Source organism: Pseudomonas sp. TE3911 (assembly GCF_054062775.1).
Genome location: NZ_JBSSFP010000001.1, coordinates 3,258,728 through 3,277,857 on the forward strand (window position 1 = coordinate 3,258,728; position 19,130 = coordinate 3,277,857).

Sequence of the window (19,130 nt, forward strand, 5' to 3'; positions counted from 1 at the left end):
AGCAGTTGCCATAAGAACAAGGATCAAGCATGAGTTCCACAGAAGTATTTATCGTCAGCGCTACACGGACCGCCATTGGTTCTTTTGGCGGATCACTCAAAGACGTGCCGATGGCGGATTTAGCCACCATCGCCGTTAAGGCAGCCTTGCAACGAAGCGGCGTCGATCCGGCGCAGGTCGACCATGTGGTGATGGGCAATGTTATTCCCACCGAACCACAGGATGCTTACATTTCCAGAGTGGCCGCGATGAACGCCGGCATCCCGAAAGAAACACCCGCGTTTAACGTTAACCGTTTATGCGGTTCAGGACTGCAAGCCATCATCTCGGCGGCACACACTCTCTTACTGGGTGACGCCGAAATCGCCATCGGCGCCGGGGTCGAGTCCATGAGCAGAGGCCCCTACCTCTTGCCCGCCGCTCGCTGGGGCGCACGAATGGGCAACATCCAGGCTGTCGACTACATGCTCGGCATCCTGCATGACCCCTTCCATGGCATCCACATGGGCATCACTGCCGAGAACATCGCGGTACGCAATAACATCAGTCGCGAAATGCAAGATGCGTTGGCCATGGAAGATCAGACGCGTGCGTTTCGCGCCATCGAGAACGGTCGGTTCATCGAGCAAATCGCTGCCGTTGAAATACGTACTCGAAAAGGCACGCAAGTGTTCGACGTCGACGAATACCCTCGGCTCACCTCTACAGAACAACTGGCGCAAATGAAGCCGGCGTTCAAGAAGGACGGTTCGGTCACTGCTGGTAACGCCTCAGGACTTAACGATGGCGCCGCAGGACTGGTAATGGCCACCGGCGCAGCGGTACGGGCTAATAATCTGCGTCCCCTCGCCCGCCTGGTTACCTACGCCCATGCGGGTGTAGAGCCCGAGCTGATGGGGTTAGGACCTATTCCGGCCACACGCCTGGCATTGAAGCGTGCCGGCCTGACGATTGCAGATCTAGACGTTATCGAAGCCAACATTGCGTTCGCAGCCCAAGCGTGCGCGGTGAATCAGGAACTGCAGTTGGACCCGGTGAAGGTCAACCCGAATGGTTCGGGGATTTCCCTTGGCCATCCGGTAGGGGCAACCGGAGCGATCATTGCCACCAAAGCCATTCATGAGCTGCATCGTATTGGCGGTCGTTATGCCTTAGTCACCATGTGTATCGGCGGCGGCCAAGGTATCGCTGCTATTTTTGAGCGTGTATGAGGAAATATTCGTGAGCATTCAACATATCGCAGTGATTGGCGCGGGCACGATGGGTAACGCAATCGCGCAAATCTGTGCGCTGGCAGGCATCAATGTCGCTCTGGTTGATGTCAGCGACGAGGCGCTGGAAAAAGGCGTGGCGACTCTCACTGCAAACCTGGAGCGTCAGGTTCGCAAGGAAAGCATTAGTCCCAAAGACAAACAGGATGCCCTCGCCCGAATATCACCAGGCACCGACTATGCCGTACTGAGCGCTGCCGATCTGGTGATTGAGGCGGCCACTGAGAATCTGGAACTGAAGAAGCGCATTCTCAAACAGATTGATAGCGTCGTGAGTGATCAATGCATTATCGCAACCAACACATCTTCGCTGTCGATTACCGAATTGGCGGCAGTCGTTACCCAGCCGAGCCGCTTTATAGGCCTGCACTTTTTTAATCCAGTTCCCCTGATGGCATTGGTTGAAGTCATCCGCGGTATACAAACCTCGGATGTAACCCATGCCCTGGCAATCAAACTCGCTGAGCACATTGGCAAAAGTGCAGTGATGGTGCGCAACAGTCCAGGCTTTGTCGTCAATCGCATCCTGTGCCCGATGATTAACGAAGCGATCTTCGTCTTGCAGGAAGGATTGGCCTGTGCCAAGGACATCGATACGGGTATGCAATTGGGCTGTAACCATCCTATCGGTCCACTGGCTCTTGCCGACCTGATAGGTCTGGATACCATGCTGGCAATCATGGAAAGTTTCCACCAAGGCTTCGACGACCCTAAATATCGGCCGCCGCAGTTACTCAAGGAAATGGTTGCCGCAGGTTATCTAGGTCGTAAAAGTGGGCGTGGTTTCTACATCTATCAATGAATACAAATACTCTTCAATAAGGATCCAGAGTGATCGGAGAAATGAGCTTTAAAATCGGGTAAAAACTCGTTTAACTGGAAATGGAATGACCTCACCGAATTGTTCGACGGGGGAACAACTAGCGTGATTAGCTAGTTTAAATTTACAGATAATCGGTGAGAGGTCTATCCATTAGGAATGGAGGTCCGCCGCGTTATGACTATTGATGTTTTCAATCCTCATAGCAAAAGCTTCTATCGCCCTATAGACGCGGCATTGCGCTGGTGCAATCTCACTCGCTACGAAGCCCAAATTATCCGGGCGGATTGGTCTCGTCCTGAGAACCTTGCAACCCTCTTTCCCCAATGGCCCAATCTTCACATCGCTGTCGAAAGAATTTTAGACGCCATACGCAATGGTGAGCTGCCGTATGGCTGCCTCGGCATTTCTGTTCCTTTGGGAAGCTATGTAGAGCCCTATCAGCTGACCATCCGCCATTCGGACTTACGCCGTTGGATGGAGATTCATTACCCCGACCACAAGCCCAGTTTTTTATTCGAATCTGGTGAAGATGCGCCTGCAAAGGTCAGTCTAGGAACTTTTCTCTCCTTGAAAGCAGATCGAGACGAGCTATCGAGGGCGTTCAAAGCGCAACAGCAACACATTCAAGAAATCTTGGGAGAGCTCCAGTCGATTGGACTTGAAAGAGATGATCTGAAAGCCTTGGCCAAAACGAATGGCCAACTCAGCGAGCGCAGCGAACTGACCTATCACAACATCATTGGGGCATTGGTCAGTCTCCTCTTGGACCATTCGCCCGCCGGAAAACCTCTTTCGGTATTCACGAATCAAGCAGCCATCGTTGATGCCATTGTCGCTCGTCACAAAGATGTGCCCGGCCTCAGCAAGCGCACGCTGGATGAAAAGTTTGCCGTGGCCAATCGTAGCCTCAAAAAAAATACCTAATCGAGCCAATTGCGTTGCAATAGGGTTGATTGCAATGCAATGACTCATCCGCCCTGGTGCGATTCAATCCATGTCACTTCCCACCACGCGCCAACTGGCGCCAGGAGTGACTAGCATGTCCAGCCCATCGGCACCCGCAGTTGAAGCACCTCAACCCCAACGCCACATCATGCGACGTGATGAGGTGGAGCAAAAAACCGGCTTCAAACGTGCGCACATTTACAACCTGATGAGGGAAGGAAAGTTTCCGCGGGCGAAGCGTATCGGGCTGCGCGCAGTCGGCTGGGACTCTCTGGAAATCGAACACTGGATTGCAGAACGCCTTTCGCGACAGGAGTGAGGGTGATGCACGTGGTCTCGGTGGTTTCCACCAAGGGTGGGGTAGGCAAAACTACAGTAGCGGCGAACCTCGGTGGCCTGTTGGCCGATGCTGGTCTGCGTGTTCTGCTCTTGGATCTGGATAGCCAACCCACCCTCTCCAGTTATTATTCATTGAGCCAGAAAGCTCAGGCAGGTGCGTACGAGCTAATTGCACTCAATCTAACAATACCTGAACGAATAATTTCTAGGACTGCAGTCGTCGGTCTCGACCTGATTTTCTCCAACGACGATCAAGGTCGACTGAGCACGTTGTTGCTGCATGCCCCTGATGGACGACTACGCCTGCACAATCTGGTCAACGAGTTGTGTCTCAATTATGACCTGCTTTTGATCGATACTCAGGGAGCACGCAGTGTACTGCTGGAAATGGCAATCCTGGCCTCCGATCTCGCCCTCTCTCCCATCACGCCAGAAATGCTCGCTGCCCGCGAAATGCGCCGTGGCACCTTGAAGCTACTGAGTGAGCTCGAACCGTTTCGCCACCTAGGCATCGACCCGCCGCCCTTACGGCTCTTACTGAACCAGGTGAACGTCAATCGAGTGGACACCCGGATGATCATCCGAAGCCTGCGCGAGACTTTCGCAGAAGCTACCAATATCTCGGTGCTAGACACCGTGATCCCGGACCGGGTGGCATATATCAATGCCGCATCCCTCGGCTTACCGGTCCATCGAATAGATAAGTGCCCGTCGAGTAAACGCCGACGCTCGCAATGTGCGTTAGAAATCATGCAAGCGCTGGCCATCGAATTATTCCCTGAATGGCGCGAAGCGATCTCATCGGTAATGAGGTGTGCGGAGCCTCAATGAAACAAATCGCCCAATCAGCATTTCACCAATTTATTTTTGTTTGATCAGCCTTGAGCCCAGCAGGGCTTGGTAAGGAGTTTTCTAATGTTGGATCAGTTTCCTATCGTTGTTCAGCCTTCCATTCGGCCACGCGACGCGGCTTGCGAGGAGTACTGCACCGTGGTTTTTCGTTTGCAAGGAGGGCGCTCGGCCATGGTTTGGTTCCTCGCAGAACTCTCCCAACATTTCGAAGGTTCAGGGACTGCCGAAATCGTGAAGTTCGAGGTCGGTGACCATTTGCTTAGCCGGCGTTAACCGAGGCGGTTCCGATGAAGAAACTCAGTCAGGAGGAAGTCACCGATAAGCTGCACCAGGACCACTTCACTCAAGGTCCTGGACTGGAGCGACTCTCCGATCCAGTCATCGACACTCCCATGCTGGTCACTCTGGAACAGTTACGCCCCTACGAACACAATCCCCGCTTCATCCGTAATCCGCTGTATGAAGATATCAAAGCCTCGATCCGTGAACGCGGGCTAGATCAACCGCCACCGATTACCCGCCGCCCGGGTGAAACCTCTTTCATCATCCGCAACGGCGGTAATACGCGCTTGGCGATTCTCGGCGAGCTGTGGCAGGAAACTCGCGACGAGCGTTTCTTTCGAATTCACTGCCTGTTCCGACCTTGGAGCAATGAAACCAACGCCCTACTCGGCCATTTGGCGGAGAGCGATCTGCACGGCCAACTCACGTTTATCGAACGGGCTCTGGCGGTAGCCAAACTCAAAACCATGCTGGAGTCGGATGGCCCAGAGCTCTCACAACGGGAGCTGGCTCGACGTCTTGCCGCTGGAGGCTATCCGGTTTCGCAGTCGCATATCAGCCGGATGCTGGACACCCTCGAACACTTATTACCCGCCATTCCACAAACTCTGTATGCCGGCTTGGGTAAGCCTCAGATAGAACGTCTGATCGGTCTACGTAGTCAGGCTGAGCGAACCTGGAACCGCTATCCAACCGCCACAGTCGCGTTTGCAGAGTTCTGGCTGGAGACCATGGGCTACTTCGATGGTGATCCTGAATCCTTTGATCTTGAGCAGATCCAGGACGAATTGCTCGAACGCATGAGCCACTTGCTCGGACAGTCCTACCGTATGCTGGCCCTGGAGCTGAGCGATACCCAACGGGTCGTCTCCACGCCTGGGGCTGTCACCACCACGCCCTCAGAAAGCAGCCATCGACCAAGCGTGCATGAAACTGCGGCAGAGTTGCCCTCTCCCGACACTAAACCCGAATCAACTGATGCCAAGAGCAAGGTAGAGCCAAATCCAGAAGAACTGCTCAGAGCACCCGAAACAAATGCTTCACCTGCGGTCAGCCCTCTACCACGCGTTCAACAGATTCGTGAGCAAATCAATCGCGAGATCATTCCCGAAGCGGAGCCTTCATTCGAAACCTGCACAATCGACGACCTCTGGACCATCGCACCAACGCTGGATACGCCCGAACAACTGCGTTTAAGCATTGCAGGACTGGCTCGGGAAATGGCGGCCTATGCCGGAGATGCCGAGTGCATCATTGATCAAAAGCTTGGATTGGGCTTCGCGTTGGACATTGAGCGACTCAATCTTTCAGCGCCTCGCTCGACCGGCGTGCATCTAATGCTCCTGGCCCTGTTGCGGGCTCAAGACAAGGTGAACTGGGAGGACCGCAAGCAAATACCCTCCGCACTGTTCGGGCAGCTGTTGCTGGGGGTCTATCAACTCCCTTTACCAGATCGACCGGTCACGGACGTGGGTCTGGAGCGACTGCCTGACAGTCTGTTAATCAAACTGTTTCGCCTGATCCGCCTGGCCCGGCGTCTAATCGACTTAACGCTCACCGCTGAAGACAACTCACCGAAGGAGCCGAGATGAACCTGTCCTTCAATATGCTCAATCAAGCCATGCTAACCCAAGTACTGCACGAACTACGTCTGGGCAACCTGCAACGCTGCAAGGCACTTGGACTGAGTGAGGATGACATCTTCGTGCTGCAATCCTTACCACCGACCACGTTATCGCGCCTGGCCCATGCCACAGTCCCTTGGCTTGAGGTCAAGATTGACTCGCCAGTGCTGCATCGTTTGATTGAACAAGCTGAACGCGACGAACAGAACGAACGGTTGATCAACCGAGCGCTCAAACTCGGCGCCAGCAGCACCATTATGTACCAGTGTTTTGGCTTGGCGCATTCGGAAACAGCCATGCGTCGGCGTCTACTCAAGATAGAAACTCGTAAAGGCCGCCCCCAACATTTAAGCGAAGCGCAGGAGCATGCGTTGTGGCAACGTTGGTGCCAAATACGAACAGAGGACGGCACCGAGGATAAACTCGACGCCATGATGATGCTTGCTGAAGAACAGCAGATCAGCTTGACTATCGTTTGGCAGCAAATCGACCAGTACAGCAACAAAACATGAATGCTGTTCCTGCCAGTCGCTGGCAACGTGTCCTGCAGCAATGCACACAGCAGCTGCATGAGCGCTGGCCAGCACGCCCTACCACTGAACAGCCCTCCAACCAGGCTCTACAGGCTGGCTTTCTGTTTAGTGGCCAATCACACGAAGTCGTGCCACGTCGGCTGCTGTTGGATAATCGGCTGACGCCATTGGAGCGAAATGCTTGGCAGGTATTTCGGCTCATGCTGCAAGGCCAGGGCGTGGCTACGCCACGCTATGAGGATTTGCAGCCTTACCTCTCGAGCGTGCCCTACGGTGCGTCAGCCTCGCGTGAAACCATTGCACGAGTGTTGACGATGCTCAGGCTCACTCGTTGGCTCAGTTTGGTTAGCCGCGGTCGCGATCAAATCAGCGGGCAGCTACAAGGTTCTTTGTACGTTCTGCACGATGAGCCGTTAACCCCCGCCGAAGCCATGGAGCTCGATCAGGACTACCTAGAACTGGTCGGACATGCCCTCGGTCATGCGACAAAGGCCGTGCGTATTGTCGCTCAGCACATTGTGGAGGAGGTCCGACAGGACACGAATATCGATCAGGGTCGGTTACCGACGCGGCTGGACAGTTGGGGCGAACAGTGGGCGCAGCAAGGCTTGGATCAGCCACCCGGTGATGCATTCCACGATTCCGAACGTGGGGAAGATCACCACGTTCGGAATCGTGCAGGCCCTCGTTCGGATTCCGAATCAGGCTCGAACCCTAACGTTTCCAGCACCGTTCGGAATCCGAACGCTGCCTGTACTGTATTAAAAGAAAGTAAATGTACGGTACCGCGCGCGACCTCTACTGTGGATAACCTGCACTGGCCCACTTCGCTGCGCCTGAACCCAAGCGAACGTCAGGCCATCGCCGTGGCGCTGAACAAGCTCAACCCAGCGGATCAGCAGGCGGTGCTTAACGAAGCGGGGGCACGCTGTGCGGCCGGTGGTATACGCAAGCCAGCTGCCTATCTGATGGGCTTGGCCCAACGTGCGCTGAAGGGCGACTTTCGTCCTTGGGCAAGTCAGGCCGAATCATCACCCATCACAGAACCGCCCCCAACCGCCCCCTCGCGGCCATCTCGAAAAAAGGGCGAACCTGCATCAGCCCTCGCCCAAGCGTGCCTAAATGAGCTGCGCCAACTGTGTGGAGGCAGTGGACGTCAGTAGATTTGATGCCAGTGGCATCAAATCCATAGAGTTCCAATCTACGAAAATATCGGACCGAACCATGGAGCGTTTAGGGAAACGCCTGGGCGTAGTTCCAATAAACGTAGACGTCAGGCATTTGCCCTCTCTCACCAAACCGAATAGACCGCATTCAGCTTTTTGGCTTTCCTTGACCCTCATCTGTCGCAACGTTCCGTCCAAGCCAATGCGAGGACAACACCATGGCCGATCACTATCAACTCAATCTGGGTTCATTGCGCAGCAGCATCACCCTGACCCTGCATACCCACCATGCAGCCCGTATCTGGCAAGGTCGAGCCGCACGCGAAGGCGTCCACTCGATCATGGGTATGGCCGGTTACATCAGTGTCACCAACCTGATCAAACAAACTGCGGCTCAGGACGATCCCTATGCAGATTGGGCCATCGTGCAGCTCGAAGAAAAATTGATGCAGGCAAAGGCTGGAATGCTGGAACTGACTCAACAGTTAGACCGAATAAGACAGGACCTGCCGACACAGATCGACATGGGGGACAACCTCAACATCCACCCCGTTACTTTGCCATTGTACATCGGTAGTCAGCTGGGTTTTCTAGCCGTCTACCTGCTGACCGATTACGACACTCTGGTACGCCATACCCTATTGGCCCATCACACCGCCTTGATCGGCCGAAGAGACATGGAAGCGTGGATCGACGACGGAGCCCACCTGTTACGCAGCTTGTTCGGCCAGGCGCAACGTTATAGACATGCTGGCGTTACACGCGATGATATGGCCGCAAATAATGCTCGCGCACTGGCGGCCGTGGAGAAGTATGGATTGCCCCCGATGGACATCCTTGAGGGTCATCGCCGTTCTCAGTTTGCGCCGCCGATCATTCGCCGTGGTGCTGTAGCAGTGGATGACGCTGACGCGTTGGCAGAGGACGTGGATGGTCCGTCTGTGACCGTGAATGAGCCGGAGGCTGACGCGTGAATCCCATGACCCCGATTCAACCAATGCCCTTCGAAGCGTTGACACCGGATGCCTATCGGCAGCTCGAACACGCAGCCTCCCTAAAAGGCCTTTTAAAACCTTTTAAGGGTAAGGGGGAGTTGGAGCACCTGGCGCAGGTGGCGAGGGAAATCGAGGCGCAGTTATGTCGCCTGATGGAGGCTGTCGTGCAGCAGGCCGGGCAGCCGCCGTACTCGCTATTGAAGATACGATTGGTGCTGCAGAAGACCAGCGCGGGCAGCACCTTTTTGCGTTGGCGCACCCGTGATTTTTCTCGCATGGGTGTGGCGGTTTGGGAACGTCAGATCTCCAACAAAGCATTGCCGCAGATCGTACGAAAGGAATTGCACCGTTTCGAATGCGCGCGTATCGCACTAAACCTTCAGATGAGTGTGGTGCATTCGCTCTACCGCCAGGCTACGACCTGCGCGATCAAAATGGCCAGTGCCGAACAGTTGCTGCGCCAGTTCACACCCGCAGTGGAGAAAACACGATGAGTACTTTTTTCGTCGGCGAAGGCAATATCGGCAGTGCGCCAGAGTTCCAGGAGTTCGCCTCAGGCAATGACGAGCCACGGCGTTTGCTACGGCTGAATGTGTACTTCGACAACCCCATCCCACGCGAGGGCAGCTATGAGGATCGGGGCGGCTATTGGGCGCCGGTTGAGCTCTGGCACCGTGAGGCTGAACACTGGAGCACGCTGTACCAGAAAGGCATGCGCGTACTGGTCGAAGGTCGTACGGTGCGCGATGAGTGGGAGGACAGCGAAGACAATGCGCGGGTGACCTTCAAGATCGAGGCCCGTCGAGTCGGCATCCTGCCTCACCGGGTGCACAGCGTGGTGATGCGGGAACGCTCCAGTGAACCGACGGCCGCTCAAAATACTGAGCAGGCCAACTCGTCGACGTCGAAACCCAAGAAACACAGAGGGCAATCACCTAAGGCCTGAACGACTTCAGGCATAAAAATTGCGCCTCTGCGCGAAGTTCCAGGCCTGTCATTGCTCGCTGCTCATGAAGTCCCCCACCCATTTACAAACGCTCCAAAGATAGCAGCTTCAGCCAACTCAAAGCCGCCCTCACCGACTAATATGAGGAACCTGCAATTCGGGTTTCTCATATCTCGCCCCTGCTACTTCGAACAACGCTGCTCCGAACTCAATCCGGAGTAGTTATATGCGCCTCTTCCTCTGCGAAAAACCTTCCCAGGGTCGTGACATCGCCAAGGTTCTCGGAGCCATCCAGCGTGGCGATGGTTGCCTGATCGGCCCCGAGACAACTGTCACATGGTGTATCGGCCACCTACTGGAAATGGCCCCGCCTGAAGCCTACGGCACTCAATACAAGAACTGGTCGTTGGACCATCTACCGATCATTCCGGCGCAGTGGCAAGTGCAGGTCAAACCCAAGACTGCCGCGCAGTTCAAAATCATCAAACGCCTGCTCAGCGAAGCCACCACCGTTGTCATCGCAACCGACGCCGACCGCGAAGGTGAGATGATTGCCCGCGAATTATTGGAGCTCTGCCGGTACCAAGGCACTGTTCAGCGCCTCTGGCTGTCCGCACTCAACGAAGCATCGATTCGCAGGGCACTGACCTCGCTGAAGTCTGGTCAGGAGACCTTCCCGCTCTATCACTCGGCCCTCGCCCGCAGCCGTGCCGACTGGCTCATCGGCATGAACCTCAGTCGTTTGTTTACCCTTCTTGGTCGGCGGGCAGGCTACGACGGCGTTTTGTCAGTGGGGCGCGTCCAGACACCCACCTTACGTCTGGTGGTCGATCGGGATCGTGCGATTGCCGGCTTCGTCCCGGTGCCCTACTGGAACGTTGAGGTAAACCTATCCTCGATGGGCCAGCGGTTCATCGCGTCGTGGTTACCACCATGCTCAGGACGGGACGAGTCGGAGCGTTGCCTACAACAGGCGCTTGCCCATCACGCAGTCCAAACGATCACCGACGAGAAGTCCGCCACGGTACTCTCGTTACATACTGAGCATTTCCGAGAACCGCCGCCCCTACCCTTCGACCTAAGCACGTTGCAGGAAGTCTGCTCGCGTAAGCTGGGGCTCGGCGTCCAGGAAACCCTGAACATCGCCCAAGCCCTGTATGAAGCCCACAAAGCCACCACCTACCCGCGCAGCGATTGCCGCTATTTGCCAGAGAATATGTTCAACGAGGCTCCCGCCGTACTCGACGCCCTGCTCAAAACGGATCCTGCACTCAGACCTGCATTCGAGGACCTCGATCAATCATTGCGCTCCCGCGCATGGAACAATGCCAAGGTCACTGCGCACCACGGCATCATCCCCACCACCGAACCGGCAAACCTGGTGCGGATGTCCGAACAAGAACGCCATGTCTACGAACTGATCCGTAGCCACTACCTAGCGCAGTTTCTTCCTCATCATGAGTTTGATCGGACCCAGGTCGAACTAACGTGTGGCGAAGAACGATTGACCGCTGTGGGCAAACTTATCTTGGTCCAGGGCTGGAAAAGCTCGCTCGCCGAAAACACCGAGGAGGATGAGCCCAGTCAAAAATCCCAAGTCTTACCCATCTTGCAACAGGGCACGCAGTGCGCAGTGGACGATGTCGAACTCAAATCCATGCGAACTGCCGCTCCTAAACCTCTCACCGAGGGTGATCTGATCAAGGCGATGAAAAACGTCGCCAAGCTTGTCAACGACCCACGCCTTAAACAGAAACTTCGCGACACCACCGGTATCGGCACCGAAGCCACACGAGCTGGCATCATCAAGGGGTTGATTGATCGCGGTTACTTGCTGAAGAAAAAACGCGCGTTAATAGCTACGGCGGCGGCCCATACGCTGATCGAGGCGGTACCCGCTGCAGTTGCGGATCCTGGCATGACCGCGATCTGGGAGCAGGCGCTTGACGAAATCGAAGCGGGACGCCTGTCCTTGGAGGCGTTCGTCGCAAAGCAGGCGAACTGGATTGTTAAGCTGGTCGAACACTATGGAGCGCTCAACTTGTCGATACCGGTCGAAGCCGGCCCGGCCTGCCCCATTTGCAATGCCTCAATGATCAAGCGGAAGGGCAAATCTGGGCCGTTCTGGTCATGCTCGCAGTATCCGAACTGCAAGGGTACTACGCAGTTCAGAAAAGAGACGCGCCGCCCACGACAGTTCGGTTGAGATCAACATGACGTTGGGTTGGTACACAGCTCAGTGCATCATCAGTGGCGCCTGATCCCGCTCCAAATCGATCAAAGGTTGTCCGACTTCACGGGCCAAAGCGATACCTGTCGAAATCCATATCTGCCCCAGTTCGTTGAAGGCTTTTAGGTGGGCAGGATCTTCGTTGAGCCAAAGAACAAGGCGTTCGAAGTGTTCGGGGTTATCCGGGCAATCATGAATCTTGATGAACAGCTCCAGTGTTCGATCCCAAATCACATCCATGACGTCCTTTCTCTCATCTTCCATGTTCAACCATCCCTCAACATGGTCCTTTCAGACCGTCGCTCTTACTAACCAATCTTGACTCTGATCCCTGAAGGGACAGAAACCACGTCGCGATACTCAGCTGTTTCAGTCACTATAACAACCCAATGAGTCGATACTCAACCCTTAAGGATGTTCATGTCAACGGGTCTTTGCTCAACCATTCGGGTTGAACTGGAGAACTCATCACTTGGCACATAAACATCCAACCCAAGCCCAAATCGGGCGCATGATCGCGAAGCACCGCAGCGAGCGTAATCTGACCCAGGAAGAGGTGGCTGAACGTTTAGGGATCGGTAGCGAAGCTATATCGCGCCTGGAACGGGGTGTAGTGGAGCTTTCAGTGGTCAAGCTGATGCAACTGGCTGATATTTTCGATTGCCGGATGGATGAACTCCTGACGGCATCGAGTAATCGCCCCAATGACCAGGGTCAGATGATCGCCGGCCTGCTGAGTGGACTGAAAGAAAGCGACCGTGCCTTTATCTTGGCAACCGTCGAACAATTAGCCGCACATCTCGGCAGTAAGTGACCTCTTTTATCGTGCTAAACGTAGCGTTTTATGAAGGGAACCTGCAGGCTTGACGTCGTGTTGACCTCTCTGCTGTAGTAACTTCGGATAATCGCCAACGGCGACCCAAGACCGATTAGCTCCGGGCAGTTCGGTCAAACTCTTCGAGTTCGGAGCCTCCTCTTCTGCGGGATCTCGTTCCCGTTTTGTGCTCGACCTGATTGTGGTGGCGGATGACCACTGTTGCCTCTACCCGACAATAGCGGTCATCCGCTTCGGCGATCGTATTCAGTCCCGGAGCCCACCGGGGAAACACAGGGCACCCTTTGTGCGCGGATGCGTGCCAGCATATTCCGACCCAGGCCACGACAAGGGTCGGTTGGCGAATCATTGCGCAGTTCAACCAAGTTTTGCGAGGAGCTTGTCGACTGCGTTGGACCGTCAAAGGTGGTTTTTCTCTTCCTCGCCTGGCACACCGCTAGGCCCACTCTTCTTTTTTTTCATTTTCTTAATTCCAGTGACTACCAACGTATTCCGGCCTAAAAAAATCGGGTTGTAGCGTCTTGACGCTCCCCTGTGACAGGCTTATACAAAGGGCGTGGTTCGCTGTCGTTGACAGCCCAGGTAGCCAAAACCTTCAAGGCTACGCCACGTTCGTGGTGGTTTACCCAAGTGCGATCAGCGTTCGGAAGCTCGCGCGGTTACCGCTTAAGCGGTGATGAATGCCGACTACTCCATGCCTGCGGATTACCACCGCAGACGTCCCTCTGCTGCACAGCTATTACCCCAGAAGCATCATTCTGATGGTCATCGGCTTGCCGGTGACGAGTCGTTCATCGCTCGACTTCACCTCACCCACCCTGACGGGGGCTCACTTTCCCGTCAGGGGCTGTGCGTCGCCGTTTTCCCTTGAAACAGGAGAACAACCATGGCCTACGCCAACCAATCCCAAGAAGCGACCTCTTACTTCAACCTGCACACCGCCGGTATCGGCTACCTCAACCGTGTTCGTGAAGTACAGGTCCGCCGCGGTCAGCCATTCATGGCCTGCGATATCGCAGCCTTGCATGGTGCCTCCGATGCAGTGGAGTACACCCGCTTTGATTGCAAAGTCGCTGGTGGCGAAGCTGACCGTTTGATTCGTCTCTATATGGACGCCGTCAAGGCCCAGAAAAAGGTCTTGCTGTCGTTCCGTATTGGTGACCTGTGGATCGACCCATTTCTCTATGAGAAAGGCGATAAACAAGGCCAACCTGGCGCCAGCTTGAAAGGTCGTTTGCTGTTCATCGACTGGATCAAGGTCAATGGCAAGTTCGAATACAAAGCGCCCGCCAGGCAGGAAGCAACAGCACCTGCTGAGCCAGCGCCGATCAATGAACCCTCTCCAACGTCGGCTGATGCCGAAGCGGAGGATACCGACAACCCTACAGAGGCCAGGATTGAACCTGAATCTCCAACCACTCCCCGCAAGGCCCGCCGTGTCGCCACACGTGCTGTTCAGTCCGCCTGAACAATGCATGATGTTTTACATCAAGGCGCTCAATCGAGCGCCTTTTCTTCAACTAGCACAGGAGAACCAATATGGAATGCTTCTGGCTTTGCGACGACTGCCTGTTCGGTGCGGCTTACGAGGACTACAGCACGTTATCGCTGTATTACTCGCCTGATAAGACCGAACAACGCATTGCCGCGATACATCGTGGGCTGGTTCGCCTAATGCCCATCAGTGCCGACTTCGATCCCGAAACCGGCTGGGGCATAACAGCCTTTTCTCCGTTGCCTTGCGACAGTTGTGGTTCACCTATGCACGGTCAACGCCACCGATACACTCGGCTGTAAACCCTACATCACCTGCAAACGCCTGCAACTCCACATCCACCCTGGGGATACCACTCCCCTCGGGCGTGTACCCCCTGATTATTCCCTTCGGAGGTAGCGCCATGAGCACCCCACTCACACTGATTGAGACCTCGGATTTCGAGGCTGATCGCATTATCCAAGAAAACCATCTGATCGACGAAGCGCTGCATATTCTGGATCGTCGGTTTTTCTCCCGCGGGCCTATCCTGACGTCGCCCGACACCGTAGCGGCTTACCTAAAACTGCGTCTTGCGCACCAAGACCATGAAGTCTTTGGTGCGATTTTTTTTGACGCCCAGCACCGGGTGCTGGCGTTCGAAATCCTCTTTCACGGCAGCATTGATGGCGCCAGCGTTTACCCCCGCCAAGTCGTTAAGCGTTCCCTCGCGCATAACGCTGCGGCCGCCATTTTTGTTCACAACCACCCCTCAGGCTGTACGGAACCCAGCCAGGCGGATCGTGTCTTGACCGCTCGGTTGAAAGAGGCATTGGCCTTGATCGACGTGTGCGTACTGGATCACTTCATCGTGGGTGAAGGTCGCCCGCTCTCCCTTGCCGAATACGGCTGGCTTTAACTCTCACAGGCGCCTACGGGCGCCTTATTCATTTTCATTCTGGAGCACGGTCATGAACCCCACACACCAAGCCCCCGCCCTGCTGATCGCCTCAAATCCATTTACTCGCGGCTACGACAAACTTTATTTCGAACGGCTGTTAATGATCGCCTACGAGGAGGGTTGTCCTCCCTGCTTTCGGCCTATGCACGACTCCCAGGCGCATCTGCCCGACGATACGTTGCAACTGGTCCCCTGCATCTTCAATGATGATTTCGCCTTGATCAGCGAAGGTCAATCCATTCTGAATGAATTGGATGGTTGCTGCCCGTCCAACGGACTGGTGCACCAGGTGGTCTATGCCGTAATAGGCGAAGTGTTCAACGAGCAGTGCCACGTCGCGGACTTTGACTCCTTGAAGGAAGCCAAGTCCGTGGTCCATCAATTGAGCTTCGAGACTGGACACTACAGCCGAGCTTGGGAGATCAGTACCGCACACCTCACTGAAGAAGCATTGCGCTACTTGGAGCGCCGGGCTGGCAATTTCGACTCCAGACCAGCCGGTCTGCTGTTTGAACCCTTTGTCCTGACGGACTGCAATGGCTTCGGGTGTAAGCTGATCTGCACGCCCTGGACCGACGATAACCTGGTAAAAATCGAGGGCTGTTCTTACTCATCGCTGAGGCAAGAACAACTCGATGCCGGTACGCCGGCAGCCTTGGTCAACGTACTGTATTTGGCGGCATTGGCGGATGTGCGATTGTTGATCTTCGATCCCGACGCTGCTGTCTTGAATGGGCTCGCCATTTTCGATGAATAGCAACGCGTTCAGCGTTAACACGACCCTCCTTGAATCGACTTTCTAAATGAATCGCTCCTTCACCTCATGTCAGGTTCTGCACTGAATCTGACACGAGGTTTTTTCATGGAGCGTTTTTTTACGCCTGTCTGCCTGCTGGGTCTTTTGAGTGCCTGCAGCGCGCAAATCCCCACCCCATTGCCGACTAATCCAAAGATCGACAGTGGTTCCAATCGGACCCAATTATCAAGGAGCCCGGCCGAAGCAAGCCATCCGGCGGAGATCCGTTATGGTCGCTATACGCTGGTGAGCACAGAGCCCACCACGGAGCAACGTGATCTTCTCGCTCAAATCATTGATGTGAACATACCGTCCAACCTTAATCCCTCGGTACAGGAGGCGATGCACTACGTGCTGCAGCGCTCGGGTTATTCGCTCTGCCCTACCACCGAACTAGTAAAGACACTTTTCACTCGGCCTCTGCCTGCTGCCCATTACCGGCTCGGCCCGATTGCGTTACGCAGCGCACTACAGGTACTGGCGGGCTCCGCCTGGCAACTCACGACCGATGAGGTCAGCCGTTCGGTCTGCTTCGAACAGCAGAAAGCTGATGTCGGCATCGTGCGGGCTACACCAGACTCGTCCCATCAGGCGGAGGCACGTCCATGAAAGCCTCGACGTTTCAAACCATCATTATTGGCTTACTTTGCCTGGCAGTCGCCGGGCTGAGCGGCGGTTTGTTTAACCAGTATCAGCGCATGGCAGAGCTACAGAGTACGAACACCCAGCGCCTAAAAAATTTGGACACCTTGCAACGTGATTTAAGCGCGCTCAAGGACGCACAGGAGAAAATGCAGTACGCGCTGAAAGACCTGAAGCAGATGGTCGATACCGGTGAACAACAGGCCAATACCCTCGATCCGATGCTGGATCAGTGGGCGCAAGAGATACAGGAGATGCGCGACGGTCTGGCAGACCGCGCCACCGTGAAAGACCTGATAGCTCTAAGCGGACGCTTTGAGCACGTCGAACAGCAGCTCCTTGAGCTCAAGACTCAGCCACCCCTCCTACCGCCAACCTCTTCCGCGAACAAGCCGAAAAAGACGGCTCGCCCAAAACCCGTCCCGCTATCGCCACCGTTCTCAGTGTTGGGTGTCGAGTCCCGCGGGGGTGAGCGCTTTTTGGCAGTCGCACCTCATGACAGTAGCTCTCTCATAGATGTTCGGCTGCTGCATGCCGGCGAGCGGTTCGGAGCCTGGCACCTGAAAGTGCTTGAGCCGCACTCAGCCATCTTCTCGGTGGCCGCTCAGCCAGATCAGACCGTGCAACTCCCTTGAGAAGCGATCATGAACAGAGTGCCACTACTCCCCGTCGTTTGTCTCGCGTCGCTACTGGCCATAGGCACTGCGATGGGCACCCCTGCCACGACACGGTCACGGATCCAGGACACAAAATCCACTCCGCTGGGACGCTCGCACTCTGAACAGGCCGCAAGCTGGGGGCTCACGGAGCAGGAGTGGACACACTTCGAACAGATCCAAGCCGGCCCACGCGGTTTCTGGAGCCCGAACCTCGATCCGTTGACCGCCCTCGGGGTTGAGGCCCAGACCGACCAAGAACGCCAGCGCTATGCCGAATTACAGGTAGCACTGGAAGCCAAACGTGCCGAGCGTGAATTGGCCTACCAAAACGCTTACACCGCGGCCTGGACCAAGCTGTTTCCCGGGCTGCTGCCGATCCAGGGCATGGCATCCCCGTCCCCTGTCAGCTCATCGGTCGTGCCGCGCCAGTCTCTATTTGTCGAGGACCACTGCCCGGCATGCACCGCCGAAGCGCAGCGTCTGCAAAGCAGTGATACGGCGTTCGATATCTACCTGGTGGGCAGCCAGGGCAAGGATGAACGCGTCCGCAGTTGGGCTCGGCAAGCGGACATCGATCCGGCTAAGGTTCAACGCCGGCAGATCACCCTGAACCATGACCATGGTCGCTGGTTCAGCCTGGGGGCTCCGGGGCCATTGCCCGCCGCATTTCAACAGGTGAATGGACAATGGCAACGTCTCGATTGATTGCTATTGCCCTTCTGCTGACGGTGCACGCGGTTCGGGCTAACGAACTTCCCCCTCCGGCTTATCAACTGGCGGCGCATGACGCCAACATCCCTTCTACGGTGTTGTTCGCGATTGCCTTACAGGAGAGCGGTATTCGCGTCCGTGGTCGACTGCTGCCGTGGCCTTGGACCCTGAATATCGCCGGAACACCCTACCGTTTCGCCACTCGCCAGGCCGCATGTCACGCCTTGCTCAAGGCGCTCACACAATATGACGCTAAACGGGTCGACGTCGGACTTGGGCAAACCAACCTGGGTTATCACGGACAACGTTTTTCCAGTCCCTGCGAAGCTCTCGAACCCTACCGCAATCTGGCTGTGACTGCCGCCCTGCTGCAAGAGCATCACGCCGTCACCGGTGACTGGGTTTCAGCCGCTGGGCGTTATCACCGCCCTGCGGGAGGTTTACCCGCCGCGCGCTACCGCGATGGATTCTCCCGGCAACTCGCGCGACTGCAGGCTTCTGCTGAACAGGGCACACCACCATGAAACGAATTCCTATTGCTTGTTACTTCTCCCTGCTCTTGACTGCTTGCTCCCATTCGGAACAATCCGTTGCAGAGGACCAGTTTGGCGGCCTCACCCGTACCCATTTTCAAGTTTCCAAGCCTCCGATCAACGACAAGATCCAGCCAGCTCGGGCCATACGTGCGGACCTATCTGCATTGGCTGATGAGTCTTGGATACTACCCGTGCGCAGCTCTTATTTGAGCCCAGGCCAGATCACGTCTCGCGTCCTGAACATGCCAGGCTTGCAGCCATTTTTTCTAGTCGGTGAGGATCCCCAATCATTGGCTTGGCTGCATCAACGTGCGGCTGAACTGCGGGCAATAGGTGCAGCAGGCCTCGCCGTTGAAGTGGCCGATACTGAAGCCCTGGCCCGGATTCGAGCCGCCGCCCAGGGGATCACCATCCTGCCGGTCAACGGTAACGACATCGCCACCCGCTTGAAGATCGAGCACTACCCCGTCTTGATCACCGCCACCTCATTGGAACAATGAGTCCAGGTC

24 protein-coding genes are annotated in these 19,130 nt (G+C 55.7%); 23 read left to right on the plus strand and 1 reads right to left on the minus strand.

All coding sequences use genetic code 11. From position 1 onward, the window contains the following. Window positions 1–29 precede the first annotated feature (29 nt). From ACVWXD_RS14595 to ACVWXD_RS14655, 13 genes are all read left to right on the plus strand, one after another. A complete protein-coding gene (locus ACVWXD_RS14595; protein ID WP_183702197.1) occupies window positions 30–1,211 on the plus strand; it encodes an acetyl-CoA C-acyltransferase family protein in 1,182 nt (393 codons plus the stop codon). A 10-nt stretch (window positions 1,212–1,221) separates the two neighbouring features. Continuing rightward, on the plus strand, window positions 1,222–2,073 hold the full coding sequence (locus tag ACVWXD_RS14600; RefSeq protein WP_183702200.1) for a 3-hydroxybutyryl-CoA dehydrogenase: 852 nt from the start codon (window positions 1,222–1,224) through the stop codon (window positions 2,071–2,073). 195 nt (window positions 2,074–2,268) lie between these two features. Next, complete coding sequence (locus ACVWXD_RS14605) at window positions 2,269–3,018, plus strand: hypothetical protein (protein WP_183702204.1); 750 nt, start codon at window positions 2,269–2,271, stop codon at window positions 3,016–3,018. Window positions 3,019–3,133: 115 nt separating this feature from the next. Further along, window positions 3,134–3,358 (plus strand): AlpA family transcriptional regulator, encoded by a 225-nt coding sequence (locus tag ACVWXD_RS14610; RefSeq protein ID WP_183702207.1) that lies wholly within the window; start codon window positions 3,134–3,136, stop codon window positions 3,356–3,358. Between the two features lie 5 nt (window positions 3,359–3,363). Next, entirely contained in the window at window positions 3,364–4,209 is an 846-nt protein-coding gene (locus tag ACVWXD_RS14615) for a ParA family protein (RefSeq protein WP_183702210.1), read from the plus strand. 84 nt (window positions 4,210–4,293) lie between these two features. Further along, window positions 4,294–4,503, plus strand: a complete 210-nt coding sequence (locus tag ACVWXD_RS14620) for a hypothetical protein (protein ID WP_442116705.1) — start codon at window positions 4,294–4,296, stop codon at window positions 4,501–4,503. 14 nt (window positions 4,504–4,517) lie between these two features. Beyond that, window positions 4,518–6,104 carry a ParB family protein gene (locus ACVWXD_RS14625; RefSeq protein ID WP_183702213.1) on the plus strand — a complete coding sequence of 529 codons (1,587 nt, stop codon included), beginning with the start codon at window positions 4,518–4,520 and terminating at the stop codon, window positions 6,102–6,104. Continuing rightward, window positions 6,101–6,649: a DUF2857 domain-containing protein gene (locus ACVWXD_RS14630; RefSeq protein WP_017530160.1), complete on the plus strand. Its 549-nt coding sequence runs from the start codon at window positions 6,101–6,103 to the stop codon at window positions 6,647–6,649. The genes ACVWXD_RS14625 and ACVWXD_RS14630 overlap by 4 nt, the downstream gene beginning before the upstream one ends. Continuing rightward, on the plus strand, window positions 6,646–7,833 hold the full coding sequence (locus ACVWXD_RS14635) for an STY4528 family pathogenicity island replication protein (RefSeq protein ID WP_183702216.1): 1,188 nt from the start codon (window positions 6,646–6,648) through the stop codon (window positions 7,831–7,833). Before ACVWXD_RS14630 ends, ACVWXD_RS14635 begins: the two co-directional genes overlap by 4 nt. Before the next feature lie 221 nt (window positions 7,834–8,054). Further along, window positions 8,055–8,810, plus strand: a complete 756-nt coding sequence (locus ACVWXD_RS14640; protein WP_053136396.1) for a PFL_4669 family integrating conjugative element protein — start codon at window positions 8,055–8,057, stop codon at window positions 8,808–8,810. Beyond that, window positions 8,807–9,325 carry a DUF3158 family protein gene (locus tag ACVWXD_RS14645; protein WP_053136400.1) on the plus strand — a complete coding sequence of 173 codons (519 nt, stop codon included), beginning with the start codon at window positions 8,807–8,809 and terminating at the stop codon, window positions 9,323–9,325. The genes ACVWXD_RS14640 and ACVWXD_RS14645 overlap by 4 nt, the downstream gene beginning before the upstream one ends. Beyond that, the gene (locus ACVWXD_RS14650; RefSeq protein WP_183702219.1) at window positions 9,322–9,777 is read left to right on the plus strand and encodes a single-stranded DNA-binding protein; all 456 of its coding nucleotides are present in this window, start codon (window positions 9,322–9,324) and stop codon (window positions 9,775–9,777) included. Before ACVWXD_RS14645 ends, ACVWXD_RS14650 begins: the two co-directional genes overlap by 4 nt. Window positions 9,778–10,003: 226 nt before the next feature. Then, window positions 10,004–11,983, plus strand: a complete 1,980-nt coding sequence (locus ACVWXD_RS14655; protein WP_183702222.1) for a DNA topoisomerase III — start codon at window positions 10,004–10,006, stop codon at window positions 11,981–11,983. 30 nt (window positions 11,984–12,013) lie between these two features. Here ACVWXD_RS14655 and ACVWXD_RS14660 read toward each other — a convergent pair whose 3' ends face one another. Further along, window positions 12,014–12,271 carry a hypothetical protein gene (locus ACVWXD_RS14660; RefSeq protein ID WP_060550355.1) on the minus strand — a complete coding sequence of 86 codons (258 nt, stop codon included), beginning with the start codon at window positions 12,269–12,271 and terminating at the stop codon, window positions 12,014–12,016. Between the two features lie 208 nt (window positions 12,272–12,479). Between ACVWXD_RS14660 and ACVWXD_RS14665 the strand changes: the two genes are divergently transcribed. The 10 genes from ACVWXD_RS14665 to ACVWXD_RS14710 all read left to right on the plus strand — a co-directional run bounded on the left by ACVWXD_RS14665 (window position 12,480) and on the right by ACVWXD_RS14710 (window position 19,121). After that, window positions 12,480–12,821: a helix-turn-helix domain-containing protein gene (locus ACVWXD_RS14665; RefSeq protein ID WP_003235829.1), complete on the plus strand. Its 342-nt coding sequence runs from the start codon at window positions 12,480–12,482 to the stop codon at window positions 12,819–12,821. 907 nt (window positions 12,822–13,728) lie between these two features. Then, window positions 13,729–14,310 carry an STY4534 family ICE replication protein gene (locus ACVWXD_RS14670; RefSeq protein WP_183702225.1) on the plus strand — a complete coding sequence of 194 codons (582 nt, stop codon included), beginning with the start codon at window positions 13,729–13,731 and terminating at the stop codon, window positions 14,308–14,310. Window positions 14,311–14,381: 71 nt separating this feature from the next. Continuing rightward, a complete protein-coding gene (locus ACVWXD_RS14675; protein ID WP_457371141.1) occupies window positions 14,382–14,639 on the plus strand; it encodes a hypothetical protein in 258 nt (85 codons plus the stop codon). 101 nt (window positions 14,640–14,740) lie between these two features. Continuing rightward, entirely contained in the window at window positions 14,741–15,235 is a 495-nt protein-coding gene (gene radC, locus ACVWXD_RS14680; RefSeq protein WP_183702227.1) for a RadC family protein, read from the plus strand. 52 nt (window positions 15,236–15,287) lie between these two features. Continuing rightward, window positions 15,288–16,034, plus strand: coding sequence for a DUF5983 family protein (locus tag ACVWXD_RS14685; protein ID WP_183702230.1), 747 nt, complete (start codon window positions 15,288–15,290; stop codon window positions 16,032–16,034). A 105-nt stretch (window positions 16,035–16,139) separates the two neighbouring features. Next, the gene (gene pilL2, locus ACVWXD_RS14690) at window positions 16,140–16,682 is read left to right on the plus strand and encodes a PFGI-1 class ICE element type IV pilus protein PilL2 (RefSeq protein WP_183702233.1); all 543 of its coding nucleotides are present in this window, start codon (window positions 16,140–16,142) and stop codon (window positions 16,680–16,682) included. Next, window positions 16,679–17,350, plus strand: coding sequence for a chemotaxis protein (locus tag ACVWXD_RS14695; RefSeq protein WP_183702236.1), 672 nt, complete (start codon window positions 16,679–16,681; stop codon window positions 17,348–17,350). The genes pilL2 and ACVWXD_RS14695 overlap by 4 nt, the downstream gene beginning before the upstream one ends. A gap of 9 nt (window positions 17,351–17,359) precedes the next feature. Continuing rightward, window positions 17,360–18,079 carry a TIGR03759 family integrating conjugative element protein gene (locus ACVWXD_RS14700; RefSeq protein WP_183702239.1) on the plus strand — a complete coding sequence of 240 codons (720 nt, stop codon included), beginning with the start codon at window positions 17,360–17,362 and terminating at the stop codon, window positions 18,077–18,079. Next, a complete protein-coding gene (locus tag ACVWXD_RS14705) occupies window positions 18,061–18,609 on the plus strand; it encodes a lytic transglycosylase (protein WP_183702242.1) in 549 nt (182 codons plus the stop codon). Before ACVWXD_RS14700 ends, ACVWXD_RS14705 begins: the two co-directional genes overlap by 19 nt. Further along, on the plus strand, window positions 18,606–19,121 hold the full coding sequence (locus tag ACVWXD_RS14710; RefSeq protein WP_183702245.1) for an integrating conjugative element protein: 516 nt from the start codon (window positions 18,606–18,608) through the stop codon (window positions 19,119–19,121). The genes ACVWXD_RS14705 and ACVWXD_RS14710 overlap by 4 nt, the downstream gene beginning before the upstream one ends. Window positions 19,122–19,130: the final 9 nt, after the last annotated feature.